The sequence below is a fragment of the Streptomyces sp. NPDC002868 genome (assembly GCF_055563295.1).
In genome coordinates this window covers 135,410-150,826 of record NZ_JBVHDR010000002.1, presented here as the reverse complement: position 1 = coordinate 150,826, position 15,417 = coordinate 135,410, and the positions used below count along the sequence as shown (strand labels likewise).

Sequence of the window (15,417 nt, the reverse complement as noted above, 5' to 3'; positions counted from 1 at the left end):
TGAAACGTGCGATCCATATGGAACGGCGCGATCTCCTTCGGTCTGGTCAGCATTCCGATCAAGCTGGTGAACGCCACCGAGAGCCACTCGGTCTCCTTCCGGCAGATCCACACCGTTGACGGCGGCCGGATCCGCTACCGCAAGGTCTGCGAGCTGGAGGAGAAGGAAGTGCCGGCCGCCGAGATCGGCAAGGGGTACGAGGACGCGGACGGATCGATCATCCCGATCACCGATGAGGATCTCGCGGCCCTGCCGCTGCCCACGGCGAAGACGATCGAGATCGTCGCGTTCGTGCCGGCGGAGCTGATCGATCCGCTCCAGATGGACGCAGCGTACTACCTGTCCGCCAACGGCGTCCCGGCCGCCAAGCCGTACACGCTGCTGCGTGAGGCGCTCAAGCGGAGCCAGAAGGTCGCCGTCGCCAAGTTCGCCCTGCGCGGCCGGGAACGCCTCGGCATGCTGCGCGTCGTCGACAATGTGATCGCCATGCACGGGCTGCTCTGGCCCGACGAGATCCGCTCTCCGCAGGAGGCGGCCCCGGACACCGAGGTGACGGTCCGGGAGGCGGAACTCGACCTGGCCGACGCTCTGATGGACACGCTCGGCGACGTCGACCTGGATTCGCTGCACGACGACTACCGGACGGCGGTGGAGGCGATGATCGCCGCGAAGGTGGAGGGCGGCGAGGTGGCTCCCGAGACCGCGCCGGCCGAGCGCGCGGGCGGCAAGGTCATCGACCTGATGGCCGCGCTGGAGAAGAGCGTTCAGGCGGCGAAGGAGGCGCGCGGGGAGGAGGGCGAGGAGGTAGCCGAGGTCGCCGAGGTCACCTCGATCAAGGGACGCAAGCGGGCGGCGGCTTCGCCGAAATCGGCGGGCGGTGCGGGCGCGGGCGCGAAGAAGTCCACCGCGAAGACGGCGAAGAAGACGGTGGCGAGCGCGAAGAAGACCACGGCGGCCAAGCCGACGGCGAGCAAGTCGACGGCGAGCAAGTCCACTGCCACGAAGTCCACGGCCACGAAGTCCACCGCGGCGAAGAAGACGACGAAGAAGGCCGTGGCCAAGAAGGCGACCCCAAAGAAGCGCGCCTCGGCGTGAGGCTGACTGTGCAGCCTGCGCGCCACGCGCAGCTCGCCCGCCGCGCCTCGCGCTCGCGCCTCGGGCGGAGGCGGCCCGTTGCGGCCTCCAACGGCGCCTCGCAGGCGCAGGTGCGGCGGCTGTTCTGCCTCGGCGGCGCCGTCTATGCGCGGCGCAGCAGGTTGTCCAGCACGGACTCCAGATAGTCGGCGCGCTCGGCCCCGACGGGCAGCGTCTGCGGCACGGCATGGCTCAGCTGCGTGTGCCCGAGATAGCTGGTGTAAGCGAGCAGCCCGCGCTGCCGCGCCTGGTCGGGCGGGAAGCCCAGCTCTTCGAAGAGATGCGCCACATAGCCGACCCGGCGCTCCGTCACCCGCGCCAGTACGGCGGCGACTTGGGGATGGTCGGCAGTCGCGAGCAGCGAGACCTCGAGGGGATCGTCGGCGGCGGACGCCGTCACCTGCGCGAAGAGGGTGCGCAGCCGCCGCTCCGGGTCCGGCTCGGACTCCATCGCGGTGATGATCTCCTCGGTGCAGATCTCTTCCCACCGGGCCAGCGCCGCCTCGATCAGCGCATCCCGGTTGGTGAAGTGCCAGTAGAAGCTGCCCTTGGTCGTGCCGAGCCGGGCGGCGAGCGGCTCCACCGCGACGGCGGCGAGCCCGCGCTCCCCGATGGCGGCGAGCGCCGCGTCGGCCCAGTCGCGGGCCGAGAGCCTTTTGCGGCCCTGCCCCGGTCCTGTCTGCCGGGCCTCTTCTGCTTGCACCATGTCCATACGCTACCGTACGGTAAAACATACGCCACCGTATGGAGGTGCGTGATGAACACGGTACGGAACGTTCACGAGCGGCTGATCGACGCCCCGGCGGAGGTGGTCGGCGCCCTGCTTGACCGCATCTCCTCCCCGGACGACCCGCTCAGCCCGAGCCCCGTCTGGCCCCCGATCCGGTTCGACGGCCCCCTCGGCGTCGGCGCGGACGGCGGCCACGGCTTCGTCCGCTACTCGATCGGCGCGTACGACCCGGGGCGCAGCATCCGCTTCGACTTCAGCCCGCCGGGCAACGGCTTCCACGCCCTCGCGATAGAACCGCTGGACGCCGACCGCTGCCGGGTCCGCCATGTCCTCGAACAGGAACAGGGCCTCAAGGCATGGCTGCTGTGGACCCTGGCGATCCGCCCGATGCACGACACGATGATCGAAGAACTCTTCGACAACATCGAGCGCGCCGCGTCCCCCGCCGGTCTGCCGCGTCCCTACCGCTGGACCCGCTGGGCGCGCCTGATGCACGGCCTGGTCCGGGACCGCCCGACCGCAACGAGCGTCCCACCGCAAGCCGCACTGGCCCACCAGGCATTCGCCGCCCCGGACTTCGCCGACGCGTACACCCTCCCCCTGGGCCCGGGCATGCCCCGCGACCCCCAGGCCTGGCGCAAGGTCCTGCCCTTCCCGGTCCGGGCCACGGCCCCGGACGAACTCCTGCTCGGCGAGGACGGCGGCCATCTCGACTTCCGCGCCTCGGTCCTGATCGCCGACGACAAGGTCACGCTCACCACGGTGGTGAAGTTCCACAACTGGCGCGGCAGGCTCTACTTCGCGGCGGTCCGCCGCCTCCACCCCCTCATGGCCCGCAGGATGCTCCGCCGCACCCACTGCCGCCTGGCCTTCGCGGCCCCGCCCGCGCCTGACCGGACACCGTCGCCGCCCGACCTGTCACCAGCACGGATGGACGAAACAGCCGCCCAGTAGAGTGCGCCTTCGTTCCTCTCTCCGTTCCCGAGGTGTCCGTCCGTGAGTTCCGCGAGTTCCGCGTCCCCCAGCACACCGGCCGTGACCGTCGTAGGGATCGGAGCAGACGGCTGGGACGGAATTCCCGCCGCCTCGCAGCAGGCGCTGCTCGGCGCCGAGGTCCTCGTCGGGGGGCCGCGCCAGCTGGAGTTGCTGCCGCCCGCCTGCGCGGGGGAGCGGGTGGCCTGGCCGTCGCCGCTGCGGCCCGCCGTGCCCGGGCTGCTCGCGGCCCACGCCGGGCGTCGTGTCGCCGTGCTGGCCAGCGGCGATCCCATGTTCTACGGGATCGGGCGGGCGCTCACCGAAGTGCTCGGCGCCGGTGTGCCGCGGGTACTGCCGCACCCGTCCTCGGTGTCGTACGCCTGTGCGCGCCTGGGCTGGCCGCTGGAGGACACCGAGGTCGTGACGCTCGTCGGCAGGCCCACCGCGCGGCTCGGCGCGGCGCTGCACGACGGGCGGCGGCTGCTCGTCCTCAGCGCCGGGGCCGCGACGCCCGCCGACGTCGCGGCCTTCCTGCGCGAGTACGGGTTCGGCCCCAGCCGGATGCGGGTGCTGGAGCAGCTGGGCGGGGAGCGCGAACAGCGGGCAGAAGGGACCGCCGACACCTGGGACCTGCCGCCCGGCGATCCGCTGAACGTCATCGCCATCGACTGCCGCCGCGCCCCGGGCGCTCTGCGCCTCGGCGCCGTACCAGGGCTGCCGGACGCCGCGTACGAACACGACGGGCAGCTCACCAAGCGCCATGTGCGTGCCGCAACGCTCGGCGTGCTCGCCCCCGCCCCCGGCGAACTGCTGTGGGACATCGGCGGCGGCTCCGGCTCCATCGCCGTCGAGTGGATGCGTACGCACCGCTCCTGCCGGGCCGTCACGGTAGAGCGCGACCCCGCCCGGGCCGAGCGCATCTCCCGCAACGCGGACCGGCTCGGGGTGCCGGGGCTGCGGGTCGTCACCGGCGCCGCCCCCGAGGCGCTCGCCGGGCTGCCCACGCCGGACGCGGTGTTCGTCGGTGGCGGGCTGACCGTGCCGGGACTGCTCGAAGCGTGCTGGGAGGCGCTGCCTCCGGGCGGGCGGCTGGTCGCCAACACCGTGACGCTGGAGTCCGAGGCGCTGCTGGCCGACTGGTACCGGCGCCGCGGCGGCGAGTTGGTACGGCTCGCTATGGCGCACGCCGTCCCGGTGGGCGGCTTCACCGGCTGGCGGCAGGCCATGCCCGTGACGCAGTGGGCTGTCACCAAGTCGGGCGACGAACGATGACCGGCGCCCGATGCACGTACTGATACTCGGCGGGACCACAGAGGCCCGCCGCCTCGCCGAGTCCCTGCAGCCGGCTGCGCGGGTCACCACCTCGCTCGCCGGACGAGTCGCCGGCCCCAGGCTGCCCGCGGGCGAGGTACGCATCGGCGGCTTCGGCGGGGCCGAGGGCCTGGCGCAGTGGCTGCGGACGCACCAGGTGGACGCGCTCGTCGACGCCACCCATCCCTTCGCGGAGACGATCAGCTTCAACGCGGCGTCGGCCGCGGCCACGGCCCACGTTCCCCTGCTGGCCCTGCGCAGGCCCGGCTGGGTCGCGGGCGAGGGCGACGTCTGGCACATCGCCGGCTCACTGGAACAGGCCGCCGGGATGCTTCCCGCCCTCGGCCGGCGGGTCTTCCTCACCACCGGTCGGATGGGCCTCGCCGCCTTCGCGGGCCTCGACGAACTCTGGTTCCTCATGCGGTCGGTGGACGCCCCGGAGCCGCCGATGCCGCCCCGGACGGAGGTGCTGCTGGACCGGGGGCCCTTCACGCTCGACAGCGAGCGCGAGCTGTTGCGCCGCCACCGCATCGACGTCCTGGTCACCAAGGACAGCGGCGGGGCCGCCACCGCCCCCAAACTCACCGCCGCCCGCGAGGCCGGACTGCCGGTGGTGGTGGTCCGGCGACCGCCGGTCCCGGACGGGGTGGAGGTGGCGGTCACCGTGGACGAGGCGGCCGCCTGGCTGCGTCAGTTCTCCGGATAGCGGCGAGGCCCCGGCCCGCTCGCTGTCCCCGTCACCCGTCCTCTCACTCCTCCTCGCTCGCAAGAGCGTTGACCGCGGCGGCGGCGATGGCGCTGCCGCCCCGGCGTCCGCGCACCACCAAGTGATCGAGACCCGAGGGGTGTTCGGCAAGCGCGTCCTTGGACTCGGCCGCCCCGACGAAGCCGACCGGCACTCCGATGACCGCCGCCGGGCGCGGTGCGCCCTCCTCGATCATCTCCAGCAGCCGGAAGAGAGCCGTGGGCGCGTTGCCGACGGCCACCACGGCGCCCTCCATGCGGTCGCGCCACAGCTCCAGGGCAGCGGCGCTACGAGTGGTGCCGAGCTCGGCCGCGAGGCCCGGGACCGACGGGTCGGACAGCGTGCACACCACGTCGTTGTCCGCGGGCAGCCGCTTGCGGGTCACCCCGCTGGCGACCATGGAGACATCGCACAGGACGGGCGCTCCGGCGCGCAGCGCCGCGCGGGCGCGGGCCACCACGTCCGGGGTGAACGAGAGGTCGCGTACCAGGTCGACCATGCCGCAGGCGTGGATCATCCGGACAGCGACCCGGCTGACATCGGCGGGCAGCCCCGCGAGATCCGCTTCCGCGCGGATGGTGGCAAAGGACTGGCGGTAGATCTCCGCGCCGTCCTTCTCGTACTCGAACACTGTGCTCTCGCTCATCTCTTCAACGCGTTACGGCCGGAACTGGCCGACTGTATCGGCCACCCAGATCAACCGCGGTATCGGACGGTCGACTCGGCTTCCTGCGCGAGGCGGCGCAGGGCCATCAGCGTCGGCTCCAGGAGAAACGTAAGCAGTACTGCGCGCTCGGCCTTTTCGAGCGGATCGTCCGGCCCTTCGAGCTGGTCCAGGTCCAGGGTGGCGGTTTTCTCGGCGAGCTGCGCGTAGGGAACGAGGGAGTGCCAGTCGTAGTCCACGCCGAGAGAGCGCAGGGTGTGCAGCGTCTGTGTGATGACGTCACGGGCGGGATTGTGCTCTGTGACCTCCCAGCCCATCTCCGCCAGCAGCGCGCTCACTTCGGAGTCGTCCGCCTCGCCGTCCTCGTCCTTGGCGGCGCCGGAGGCAGGCCAGACACCGAATACGAGGCCGAGCAGCTCATGCAGGTCGGTCGCGTGCTCGGAGACGGCTTCCAGTACGTCCTTGGCTGCACTGACCGACAGTCCTCGCACGCCGATCAGAGCGCGGATCAGCCGGAGGCGCCGCACATGCGACTCTCCGTACTCCGCCTGGGTCGCCGCGGTTGCGCGGCCCGGCGGCAGGAGCCCTTCGCGCAGGTAGTACTTGATCGTCGCTGTGGACACCCCGCTGCGGCGGCTCAACTCAGAAATTCGCATCCCGGTCCTGCTTCCCTGCTTCCAACTGGCCATTGGGTAGCGGTACTGTCTAATATAGATACTGCTACTCACCAACTGTGGAGGCGAGACTATCGTGCCGACTCTTCCCTGGACGAAGCCGAACCCGGCTCAGCCCAACACCCGCGCCTTCGTCATGGCTTCCCGCCTTGAGGTGAAGTCCATCAAGAACGTGCCGGGCTTCTTTCTGAAGGCGCTCTCCGCCTGGGGTCAGGTGCGCAAAGCGCCGGGCGCGCTGGGTGCGTCCCTCGAAGCCCAGCTGCTGAAGGGTGTCTTCTTCACCCTGTCCGCCTGGGAGGACAAGGAAGCGCTCTACACCTACGCGAGGACCGAGCCCCACAAGAGCATCATGATCGGCCTGCGATCCACGATGCGCAGCTCGACCTTCACGTTCTGGGAAGTTCCGGTGGAGGAGCTGCCGATCGCCTGGAAGGACGCCAAGGCGCGCATCGACGCCCAGGCCCGCGCGGACGCGGAGGGCGCCCGCTGATCGCAGGACCCGAGTCGGGCGCGGCCCCGGGCGCCGCCTTCGTCGTCCTCATCCTCATCCTCGCCAGCCGCATCATCCGCAGCTACGACGTCACCCCTGGCCGCATGAGCGCGGATGATCGTGAACGCCTCGCGGTCCGCGCTCAGTTGACCGGCACCCCTCCCCGCAACTCGCTTCGTCGGCTCCCACGTGGAGCCGAGTGGTCGCCGAACCCGCCCGTGAAGGATTCCGCTCCCCGGCGGTCCGTACGGCGGTGCCCGGACGCAATCGGCGCCTCAACTGGGGTGACCCGCGGTAGCGTCGCCAGACGGCCGCTGTCAAGTGGTGTGACGCTCACGAATCTTTAACGAATCGCTGACTTTTGCGCCGTCGTGCTGTCACAGTGACTGAAGAGGCTGGAGTTACTGACCAGTTGGACCAATTGCTGAGGACTGAAGTCGGGGAGGGACCGTGACACGGCGTATCGCAGCAGCGGACGCACTCGCTGCGCTGTGCACCCTGTTGCTCGCGGTCCTCCTGTTCTGCCAGGCGGCCGTAGACGCCGCCGGAGAAGTGGCATTGGACGCCGGAGGGACTTCCCGAGAGGCCGACTCCATACCTGAGTCGCCCGGCGAACCCGAGCCACCGGGCTCACCGGGCCCACCGGAGTCATCAGACTCAACGGGCCCACCCGGTGAGCTCAACTCACCCAACGAACACGGCTTGCGCGGCTCACACGCCGACTCGTCCCGGGACGATCCGAATCCCCTGGACAAGCCGCCCCCCTACCGCAACGGCGGCCGGCCCAACAGCCTGCTGACCGCCCAAGCCCCGCCCACAGGCGATCGTCCCCCCTCCGCCCGACCGGTGAGGGCGACCCCGCCGCCTCCCGGGTGCTCCACCGACTCCTGGTGCACGGGGCACAACCCCGGTCCACCCGGACAGCGCCCCGCAGCACGGCCTGCCGTGCTTCAAGTGTTCCGCCTCTGATCGATTTGTCGGCTCCCGCACGGCTTCCCCCACTCAGCACCTGCGATCCGACATGACGACTCACCACCGCGCGCCTTGGGCGCGCTGGAGGAACACCCCCATGCACATGCTCATGAAGAATGCCCGCGCCTTCCGGGACCGGGCCGCCGCCCGCGCCGACGAGTTCGGCCGCCTCGCGGAAGGTCAGTCCCCACAAGCGCTGTTCATCACCTGCTCCGACTCGCGGGTGATCCCCTCGCTGATCACCGGAGCCCGCCCCGGCGAGCTCTTCGAACTCCGCACGGCAGGCAGCATCATCCCCGAACACGACCCCGAGCGGCACTCGAGCGAGGCGGCCACCATCGAGTACGCCGTCGAGGTGCTCGGCGTCGCCGACATCGTCGTCTGCGGCCACTCCCACTGCGGTGCCGTCGGCGCGATGGTGCGCCGCGAAGACCTCTCCGCCGTTCCCGCGGTTCGCGGCTGGCTGGAGAGTGCGTCACCCCCGCCCCTCTTCGCCGACCCTTTGTCCCCAGCCATCGCCGAGGCCGTCCAGCACCATGTGCTGCGCCAGATCCGGCAGTTGCGCGACTACCCATGCGTCTCCCGCCGGGTCGCGGAAGGGCGCCTCAGCCTGCACGGCTGGTTCTACGAGATAGACACCGGCTCCGTGCTCGTCCACCGGCCGCACGACGACGCGTTCCTTCCGCTGTGAGCGCCGCCGACACCCGCGAACGCGGGAACCGCGGACGCCACCGGCGGGCGGCGCCGCAGCGCGCGGAGCGACCCTCCGCCTCGACGCTGCGAGCCGATCTCACCGCGTCCGTCGTCGTATTCCTCGTCGCCCTGCCGCTGTGCGTGGGCGTGGCCGTTGCCTCCGGCGTCCCGGCGGAACTCGGCCTGGTCACCGGCATCGTCGGCGGACTCGTCACCGGGCTGCTCCCCGGGAGCAGCCTCCAGGTCAGCGGACCCGCCGCGGGGCTGACCGTCCTCGTCCTCGAAGCCGTCAACGAATTCGGACTCGGGGCCCTGGGCGTCTTCGTCCTCACGGCGGGCGTGCTCCAGCTGGTCATGGGCGCGCTGCGGCTGGGCCGCTGGTTCCGCGCCATCTCCATCGCCGTGGTGGAAGGCATGCTGGCCGGGATCGGCCTCGTACTGATCGCCGGTCAGCTCTACGCCATGGCCGACGCGAAGGCGCCCGGCTCGGGCCCCGCCAACCTCGCGGGCCTGCCAGAGATGCTCATCCGTACGGCCCGCACGCCGGAGGCTCTGACCGCCTTCGCTCTCGGCGCGGTCACCGTCGTACTGATGGCCTTCTGGAAGCATCTGCCGCCGAAGGTCCGCGTGGTCCCCGCACCACTGGCCGCCGTGGCTTTGACCACCACCGCAGTGGCGCTGTTCGCTCTGCCCGTGAAGCGGGTCGAGGTGCAGGGGCTGCTGGGCGCGATCCGGCCACCATCCACCGACGACCTCGGCAGGATCACGGATGCCGGAGTGGTCGGGGCGATCGGCACGGTCGTCGCCATCACGCTCATCGCGTCGGCGGAGAGTCTGTTCAGCGCCGCTGCCGTAGACCGGCTGCACAGCGGACCCGGCACCGACTACGACAAGGAGTTGATGGCGCAGGGCGCGGGCAACGCGTTCTGCGGAGCCCTCGGGGCGCTGCCGATGACCGCGGTCATCGTGCGCAGCGCGGCCAATGTGCAAGCGGGCGCCCGGACCAAGGCGTCACGGGTGCTGCACGGCGTATGGCTGCTGCTCTTCGCGGCACTCGTACCGGCCGCGCTCGGCCTCATACCGGTCGCCGCGCTCGCCGGAATCCTGGTCTTCTCCGGCTGGAAGCTCATCCCACTGAAGGAACTCGGGCCGCTGTGGCGCGAGCACCGCGGGGAGGCGCTGATCCTGATGGCCACCGCGGTCGCCATCGTCGCGACCAACATGTTCGAGGGCGTGCTGGCCGGGCTGCTGCTCGCCGTCGCCAAGACGGCGTGGGAGACGTCGCACGTCCAGGTGCACGTCGACGAAGACTCCGACCGCAGCGGCCCCCTCCGTGTGGTCGTCTCGGGCAACGCGACCTTCCTCCGGCTGCCCAGGATCCTCGACAGCCTCGAGGGACTGCCGAAGGACCGGCACATCGAGCTCGACCTGCTGGACCTGCGCCATCTCGATCACGCGTGCAGTACGGCCCTCGCCAACTGGGCCGACCGGCACAACAAGCACAACAAGCACAACAAGGAGGAAGGAGCCACCCGCGTCCTGATGCCCACGGGCTGACCGGCCCCGGACGCCTCCGCTTCGCCCGTTTCGCCGCGGCGAGGTGGAGGCGTCCGGTCTGTCAGCTGTGACTGGTGTCGATGACGCAGAAGCGATTGCCCTCGGGATCGGCAAGTACGACGAAGTCGGCGTCGTCCGGATAAAGGTCCCAGTCGACGCGCTGGGCGCCGAGGGACACCAGCCGCTCGACCTCGGCGGCCTGGTCGGCCGCGTCCCCGGCGTACAGGTCGAGATGGATCCGCGGATGCTCCTGCACCGGCGTCTCGCTGAGACCGAGCGCCAGCTGGGCCCCGACCCCATCCGCAGGCACCAGCACCACCCAGTCGTCTTCCATCTCCTCGCGCGGGACGTATCCCATGGCCTCCATCCAGAACGCGGCCGCGCGCGGCACATCCGAGACGCCCAGAACAACGGATCCGATTCTCAGCATGCGCCGATTCTGGCGGACAGCTACAGACCCACGACATCGACGCCACTGACGTGCTGCTTCGCGATGCTGACCAAGTCGTTGATCCCTTCCCGGGTGCGCTCTCTTCGTTCGTCGAGTTCAGACCGGCTGTCGGTCTTGTGCAGATTGGCAACCGCGTCGAGGACCTCCTCCGCTGCCCGGCCAAGAGTGTCGTCATCTGTGAGCATTTGGATGCGGAAGAGCGCTTCTTGGGCCGCGGACCGAAGGTCGTACGCGCGGACACGCACCTGGTCCGGGTCCTCGTGCGGTGGCTGCTCGTGCAGGCAGAACCACAAGTGGACCAGACAGCGCCGGTAGTTGAGGAGGGCGCCGGCGTAGACGCAGTAGGCGTCCAGCCGTTCTTGTCGCAGGCTCTCGCTGCGGGTGAACTTGTGGCTGTTCTCGGCTGTGCGCCGCTGGAACGCGAGTGTGAGCCCTGATCCAAGGAGGGTTCCGAGTACGGCGATCCCGCTCGCTATGACTGCTTCCACCTGCCTAGGGGATCATCCATCGGCGGTGCTTGGCAGGCAGATCGCCACGCGGATGTTGTGGGGCATCGCGTGGGAGGCGGACGGACGAGCAAGGCGTGCCGGCCTAGGACACCGGAGCGTGCACAGCGATTACGTGCCCTTGCGCATCGACGGTCAGGGCGACCCGCTCGACCCTGTTCGTCGCCATGAGAACGACCCACACGATGGCCCACAGAAAGCAGGTGACGAGGCTGAGGATGGCGTGCAGCACATGGTTCACCGGCTGACCACGGACCAGCACCGCCTGCGTCTCTGAACGGGACTCCACGCGCCATCCGCTCGCGATCCGCTGGCTCACCGCCCAGTCGAGGATGAGGCGTCGCTGCGCCTCATCGGGCACGCTCCCTTCGGGGCCGAAGTAGCCCGGTGGTGGCTGGAGTGGTTCCCCCCACCCGGCTGTCACCTTGCGGAGCCTCATGAGCTCACCTCCAGACGTGGGGCCCTCCGCCTCGCCATTCAATGAGGCCGCGGATCTCGCCATCCACCCGCACACGTCGTCCACCCGCCGACGACGGCGGGTTCACGGAGACAGGCGAGGCCATGTGTCCAGGGTGCGTCGCGTGGCCGGTCACGGCATGCCGAGATCGGTGTCGGGTGGCAGTACGGGCACGGCGGGATGCAGTCCTCCGTGATTGCACGGAGGGGGAGCAGGCGGATTTCCGACTTCATGTGACAGAGCGTGGCCGGGTGCCCGTACGCTGACCGGAAACCATCGGCACGGAGAGTGTACGTGCCAGTACGTTCGGTTGTCTGTTCGGGGTGGCGGGTGGTCGTGGTACTGAACGAAGCTCAGCAGGGGGACGCCGAGAGGCGCCCGGATCCGCCGGAGGACGCGGACGGCGCGGCGGATCTGTACCGAGCCGTCGGCAAGCAACTGAAGCTGTTGCGGGAACGGGCCGGCTGGACGCAGAAGGAACTCGGGGACAGGCTGGGGTACGGCGAGGACCTGATCTCGGCCTTGGAGCGCGGGCGCAGGACGCCACAGCCGGAGTTGCTGAACGCGGCGGACGATCTGCTGGGCGCGGGCGGCCTGTTGAAGGCAACCAAGGAGGACGTGGCGCGAGCGAAGGCGAGGGCGCGGGTAAGGCATCCGGCTTGGTTCCGCGACTATGCGCGACTCGAGGGAGAGGCAGTCGAGGTCAACTTCTACAGCACGCTGACGGTGCCGGGGCTGCTGCAATCGGAGGCCTACGCACGGAACCTGCTGGAGGCCCGACAGCCTCCACTCGACGACGTAACGATCGAACGGCGAGTCGCCGCCCGGCTCGAACGGCAGGAGATTCTGACGCGATGGCCCGCCCCCATTGTCAGCGCAGTCATCGATGAGTCCGTCCTCCACAGGTTGATCGGCGGCCGAGAAGTTCAGCTTCATCAGTTGAAGCAGCTCCTGCGTCTGGGGCAGCTACGCAGCACCACTTTGCAGGTACTGCCGACAGCGTGCGAGGAGCCTGCGGGGGTAGACGGCCCGTTCATTCTCCTCACGCCCAAAGGGCGCCAGCAGGTCGGCTACGTAGAGGTCCAGAGCGTCAGTCGGCTCATCACAGATCCTGAAGAGGTCCGTATCCTGGCGGCACGCTACGGAAGCATCCGGGCCCAGGCTCTCACCCCTCGCGAGTCCCTGAGCCTGATCGAGAAGCTGCTGGGAGAGCAATGAACACCGAAAAGCCTGGACAGGGTAAGGCGGATCTCGCCTGGTTCAAAAGCAGCTATAGCGGTGCTGAAGGCGGTGAGTGCATCGAGGTCGCCGTCGACACTGCCATGGTCTACATCCGTGACTCCAAGAACGTTCGGCGACCGCACCTCTCGGTCCGGGCGTCCGAGTGGGCGGCGTTCGTGGACTTCGCAGCTGGGCGCTGACCCCTCGGTCCGCAAACGCTGAGGGCGCTGGGGTGCGACAGTCCGCAGCGCCCTCGCGCGAATAGCGCAGCCGCTAACTCGCAGGTCAGTCAAGCACCTTGGCGATGGCAAGGGTGATCCGCTCGATCCAGTCGATCGCGTGGGTCACGAGAGCGCGGCTCTCTGCCTGGCCAGGCGAGTGTGACCTCGCGTTGGCAACAGGGCGGGCAACGGCTCTCATGCACGATACGGCTGCAACCACTGGCGGCAGCCCTTCCCCCAGACAGCCTGACGCCTCAACCTCAAATCCCGCTCTAAACAACCCACTTCATTGCATGTCGCACATCGGGTGAGGACATCATCCCGCCATGACGCCAACGACGAAGCGCAAACTCGTCTGGGGAGTAACTGGTGCTGCGGCCGGAGCCCTCCTCCTCGCTGCCCTCGTCTGGGGCCCCTGGTACTTCGAAGGCCACCACGTCCGCGACGACAAGCTCGCCCCCAGTGCCGGCATCATCGTCACCGGCTTCCGAACCATGCTCGTCGCCCTCGCCGCAGGCGCCATCGGAGCACTCGGCCTCTACTACACCGGCAAGAACCACCGCCTCGCTCGCAAGCAGTTCGCCCAGAGCCAAGACCAGTTCAGCCTGGCGCAACAGCAGTTCGAGCACGCGCAGGAACAGTTCAGGCACACCCAAACCAGGGACCGAGAGCAAGCGGAGTTGACACTCGAAGCCCAAGTAACAAACCGATACGTCGAAGCGATCAAGATCCTCAGCTCCGACAACATTACCCAGAGGCTGGGCGGCATTTACTCACTGGAACGCATCATGCGCGACAGCGTTAAGGACCGCCGAACCGTCCTCGAAGTACTCTCCGCCTTCATCCGCAACCCGCCGCGCACCGAGGAAAAGGACAAGGGGGAGCCCGCGAAGCCGGAGGACCCATGGATGGAACCCCCGGACATCACCGTGGACGTCCAAGCCGCCCTGACGGTGATAGCGCGACGAGACTATGCAGAAGGAACCGAGAGCATCGACCTAACAGCCTCCTCCCTGCGACGAGCCAACCTGCAGCGAGCCCGCCTCGCCGGTATCAACCTCCAGGGCTCTGACCTCTGCCTAGCGCAGATGGACCAAGCGGATCTAGCCGGCGCTGATCTCAGTGACGCAGTTATGAGGGGCGCTCAGATGCAAGGCGCGGTGCTCCGCAAAGCAAGCCTGAAGGGTGCAGACCTGAGGAATGCGAATCTTGCCAATGCAGACCTCGCAGAGGCAGTACTGGCGTCGGTCCAGCTTGAGGATGTCAACGGCCTGAAGGTTCCACAGCTCGTCAGGGCACTGATCGACAGCAGTACGGGACTATCGGAAGATCTCGCAAGCAACGGCATAGTCAAAGATCGCATCGCCAAGCTCGAAAAGGGGCGCAAGCGAGCCACCTAGCGCGGCTTCGAACGCGCGGAATCATTCGGTGCGGTCTGTCCGCCGATGAACGGGCCAGGCGAAAGCAAGTGCGGTTCGAGGCTGTCGACATGTGCGCTGAGGATGCGACGGAACGGGAGGTGGCCCGGCCCTTTAGCGTCTCGCGGATCTCGGCGAGGCGCGCCCACCGCAGCCTGCGGATGAGGCGGCCAGTCGCAGCTCGCGACCGGCCGCACGTCTACTACCTGCCGCACTACGCTCCGAGCTCAACCCCGTCGAGGTCGCGTGGGCCCACCTCAAGACGTCGTTGGCCAACCAGCAAGGCTGGTCAAGCCAGGACCAGTTGCCCCGCGTCAGCCGCCTCAGTCCCCGCCCACACAAACAGGACGATGGGGAGCCGCCACACGACGTGCCGCCGTCGGACGAACCGCCGGCGCAGGGAGAACGCACTGCCTCCGCCGGCGGCAAGGGCCACCGACACGATGAACACGAGCACAACGAAAACCACGAAGATCCCGATCACTACCGCGAAGTACTCCACCGTCCTCACGACCCCCTTCTGCCCGAAGCGTCCCCCGAAGTGACGCCCCCGCGTCTTGCGTGTGAGGGGGATGCCCCCGGTCCCCGCGGCCCAAAGCAGACTTGTCGGTTCCGTCCCTCGCCACCGGGGCAGACGGCTGGTGGCGTTCTGCGACTGCATCCTCTACGCCGCCACGCGGCCGGTGGAGGCTGTCTCGGGCTCGGGAAGCAGCACTGTCACCTCCCCGAGGCGGGATGGGGCACGCTCACGTCGCGGGAGACGAGCCCGGTCTCCGGGAAGAAACCAGATCGGCGCAGCGCAGTAGCACCTGTTCGACTCACCCTCTGGACCACTGCGCCATGAACTCGTAGTCGACGGGACTGCCGGTCCCGGCCTACGGGGATGTCTCATCATCGAGCGATGGGCCCGGGAATCCCAAGCGCGCGACCGGCTGCTCACGGAAAAGGACTGGGCAAATTAATCATCTAGAACACGGCCCAGAAATAAGGGAAGTCACAAACGACAGGGAGCCGGACCCAGTGAGACTGGGTCCGGCTCTTGAAGTCTGGCACTTCTGCAGGCCAGCGGGATGATCACGCTGGTCCCGATGAAGTGCCCCCGGCAGGATTCGAACCTGCGCACACGGCTCCGGAGGTGGCTCGACGGGTCGGCAATTCCCCGGAGGTGATCCACCGCCGGTGTCACGGCTGCATTGAC

17 protein-coding genes are annotated in these 15,417 nt (G+C 69.0%); 10 read left to right on the top strand and 7 right to left on the bottom strand.

Annotation, left to right across the window (positions count from 1 at the left end):
- Positions 1–6 precede the first annotated feature (6 nt).
- On the top strand, positions 7–1,095 hold the full coding sequence (ku, locus tag ACZ3H8_RS06555; protein WP_467398275.1) for a non-homologous end joining protein Ku: 1,089 nt from the start codon (positions 7–9) through the stop codon (positions 1,093–1,095).
- Positions 1,096–1,237: 142 nt separating this feature from the next.
- Here ku and ACZ3H8_RS06550 read toward each other — a convergent pair whose 3' ends face one another.
- Positions 1,238–1,846, bottom strand: a complete 609-nt coding sequence (locus ACZ3H8_RS06550; protein WP_467398272.1) for a TetR/AcrR family transcriptional regulator — start codon at positions 1,844–1,846, stop codon at positions 1,238–1,240.
- 45 nt (positions 1,847–1,891) lie between these two features.
- Between ACZ3H8_RS06550 and ACZ3H8_RS06545 the strand changes: the two genes are divergently transcribed.
- From ACZ3H8_RS06545 to ACZ3H8_RS06535, 3 genes are read left to right on the top strand one after another with little or no spacing between them, the layout of a single operon-like run.
- A complete protein-coding gene (locus ACZ3H8_RS06545) occupies positions 1,892–2,818 on the top strand; it encodes a DUF2867 domain-containing protein (protein WP_467398270.1) in 927 nt (308 codons plus the stop codon).
- A gap of 42 nt (positions 2,819–2,860) precedes the next feature.
- The gene (gene cbiE, locus ACZ3H8_RS06540; protein WP_467398266.1) at positions 2,861–4,111 is read left to right on the top strand and encodes a precorrin-6y C5,15-methyltransferase (decarboxylating) subunit CbiE; all 1,251 of its coding nucleotides are present in this window, start codon (positions 2,861–2,863) and stop codon (positions 4,109–4,111) included.
- Positions 4,112–4,121: 10 nt separating this feature from the next.
- The gene (locus tag ACZ3H8_RS06535) at positions 4,122–4,856 is read left to right on the top strand and encodes a cobalt-precorrin-6A reductase (protein ID WP_467398264.1); all 735 of its coding nucleotides are present in this window, start codon (positions 4,122–4,124) and stop codon (positions 4,854–4,856) included.
- Positions 4,857–4,899: 43 nt separating this feature from the next.
- On the opposite strand, the gene ACZ3H8_RS06530 is transcribed toward ACZ3H8_RS06535, so the two are convergent.
- Both ACZ3H8_RS06530 and ACZ3H8_RS06525 read right to left on the bottom strand, forming a co-directional pair.
- Positions 4,900–5,526 carry a precorrin-8X methylmutase gene (locus ACZ3H8_RS06530; protein ID WP_467399915.1) on the bottom strand — a complete coding sequence of 209 codons (627 nt, stop codon included), beginning with the start codon at positions 5,524–5,526 and terminating at the stop codon, positions 4,900–4,902.
- A 65-nt stretch (positions 5,527–5,591) separates the two neighbouring features.
- On the bottom strand, positions 5,592–6,215 hold the full coding sequence (locus ACZ3H8_RS06525) for a MerR family transcriptional regulator (protein ID WP_467398261.1): 624 nt from the start codon (positions 6,213–6,215) through the stop codon (positions 5,592–5,594).
- A 94-nt stretch (positions 6,216–6,309) separates the two neighbouring features.
- Between ACZ3H8_RS06525 and ACZ3H8_RS06520 the strand changes: the two genes are divergently transcribed.
- The 3 genes from ACZ3H8_RS06520 (at position 6,310) to ACZ3H8_RS06510 (ending at position 9,945) form a co-directional block, all read left to right on the top strand.
- Positions 6,310–6,723 (top strand): DUF3291 domain-containing protein, encoded by a 414-nt coding sequence (locus tag ACZ3H8_RS06520; protein WP_467398258.1) that lies wholly within the window; start codon positions 6,310–6,312, stop codon positions 6,721–6,723.
- Positions 6,724–7,792: 1,069 nt separating this feature from the next.
- The gene (locus ACZ3H8_RS06515) at positions 7,793–8,386 is read left to right on the top strand and encodes a carbonic anhydrase (RefSeq protein WP_467398257.1); all 594 of its coding nucleotides are present in this window, start codon (positions 7,793–7,795) and stop codon (positions 8,384–8,386) included.
- Positions 8,383–9,945, top strand: a complete 1,563-nt coding sequence (locus tag ACZ3H8_RS06510) for a SulP family inorganic anion transporter (RefSeq protein WP_467398254.1) — start codon at positions 8,383–8,385, stop codon at positions 9,943–9,945. The genes ACZ3H8_RS06515 and ACZ3H8_RS06510 overlap by 4 nt, the downstream gene beginning before the upstream one ends.
- 61 nt (positions 9,946–10,006) lie before the next feature.
- Here the strand turns inward: ACZ3H8_RS06510 and ACZ3H8_RS06505 are convergent, their stop codons facing one another.
- The 3 genes from ACZ3H8_RS06505 to ACZ3H8_RS06495 form a co-directional block, all read right to left on the bottom strand.
- Positions 10,007–10,375, bottom strand: coding sequence for a VOC family protein (locus ACZ3H8_RS06505; RefSeq protein WP_467398252.1), 369 nt, complete (start codon positions 10,373–10,375; stop codon positions 10,007–10,009).
- A gap of 20 nt (positions 10,376–10,395) precedes the next feature.
- Complete coding sequence (locus tag ACZ3H8_RS06500) at positions 10,396–10,884, bottom strand: hypothetical protein (RefSeq protein WP_467398249.1); 489 nt, start codon at positions 10,882–10,884, stop codon at positions 10,396–10,398.
- Between the two features lie 103 nt (positions 10,885–10,987).
- Positions 10,988–11,341, bottom strand: coding sequence for a hypothetical protein (locus ACZ3H8_RS06495; protein ID WP_467398247.1), 354 nt, complete (start codon positions 11,339–11,341; stop codon positions 10,988–10,990).
- 348 nt (positions 11,342–11,689) lie between these two features.
- On the opposite strand from ACZ3H8_RS06495, the gene ACZ3H8_RS06490 reads away from it, so the two are divergent.
- The 3 genes from ACZ3H8_RS06490 (at position 11,690) to ACZ3H8_RS06480 (ending at position 14,201) form a co-directional block, all read left to right on the top strand.
- The gene (locus ACZ3H8_RS06490; RefSeq protein WP_467398245.1) at positions 11,690–12,577 is read left to right on the top strand and encodes a helix-turn-helix domain-containing protein; all 888 of its coding nucleotides are present in this window, start codon (positions 11,690–11,692) and stop codon (positions 12,575–12,577) included.
- The gene (locus tag ACZ3H8_RS06485; protein WP_467398243.1) at positions 12,574–12,780 is read left to right on the top strand and encodes a DUF397 domain-containing protein; all 207 of its coding nucleotides are present in this window, start codon (positions 12,574–12,576) and stop codon (positions 12,778–12,780) included. The genes ACZ3H8_RS06490 and ACZ3H8_RS06485 overlap by 4 nt, the downstream gene beginning before the upstream one ends.
- 347 nt (positions 12,781–13,127) lie before the next feature.
- Positions 13,128–14,201, top strand: coding sequence for a pentapeptide repeat-containing protein (locus ACZ3H8_RS06480; RefSeq protein WP_467398240.1), 1,074 nt, complete (start codon positions 13,128–13,130; stop codon positions 14,199–14,201).
- 307 nt (positions 14,202–14,508) lie between these two features.
- Here the strand turns inward: ACZ3H8_RS06480 and ACZ3H8_RS06475 are convergent, their stop codons facing one another.
- Positions 14,509–14,730 carry a hypothetical protein gene (locus tag ACZ3H8_RS06475; RefSeq protein WP_467398238.1) on the bottom strand — a complete coding sequence of 74 codons (222 nt, stop codon included), beginning with the start codon at positions 14,728–14,730 and terminating at the stop codon, positions 14,509–14,511.
- Positions 14,731–15,417: the final 687 nt, after the last annotated feature.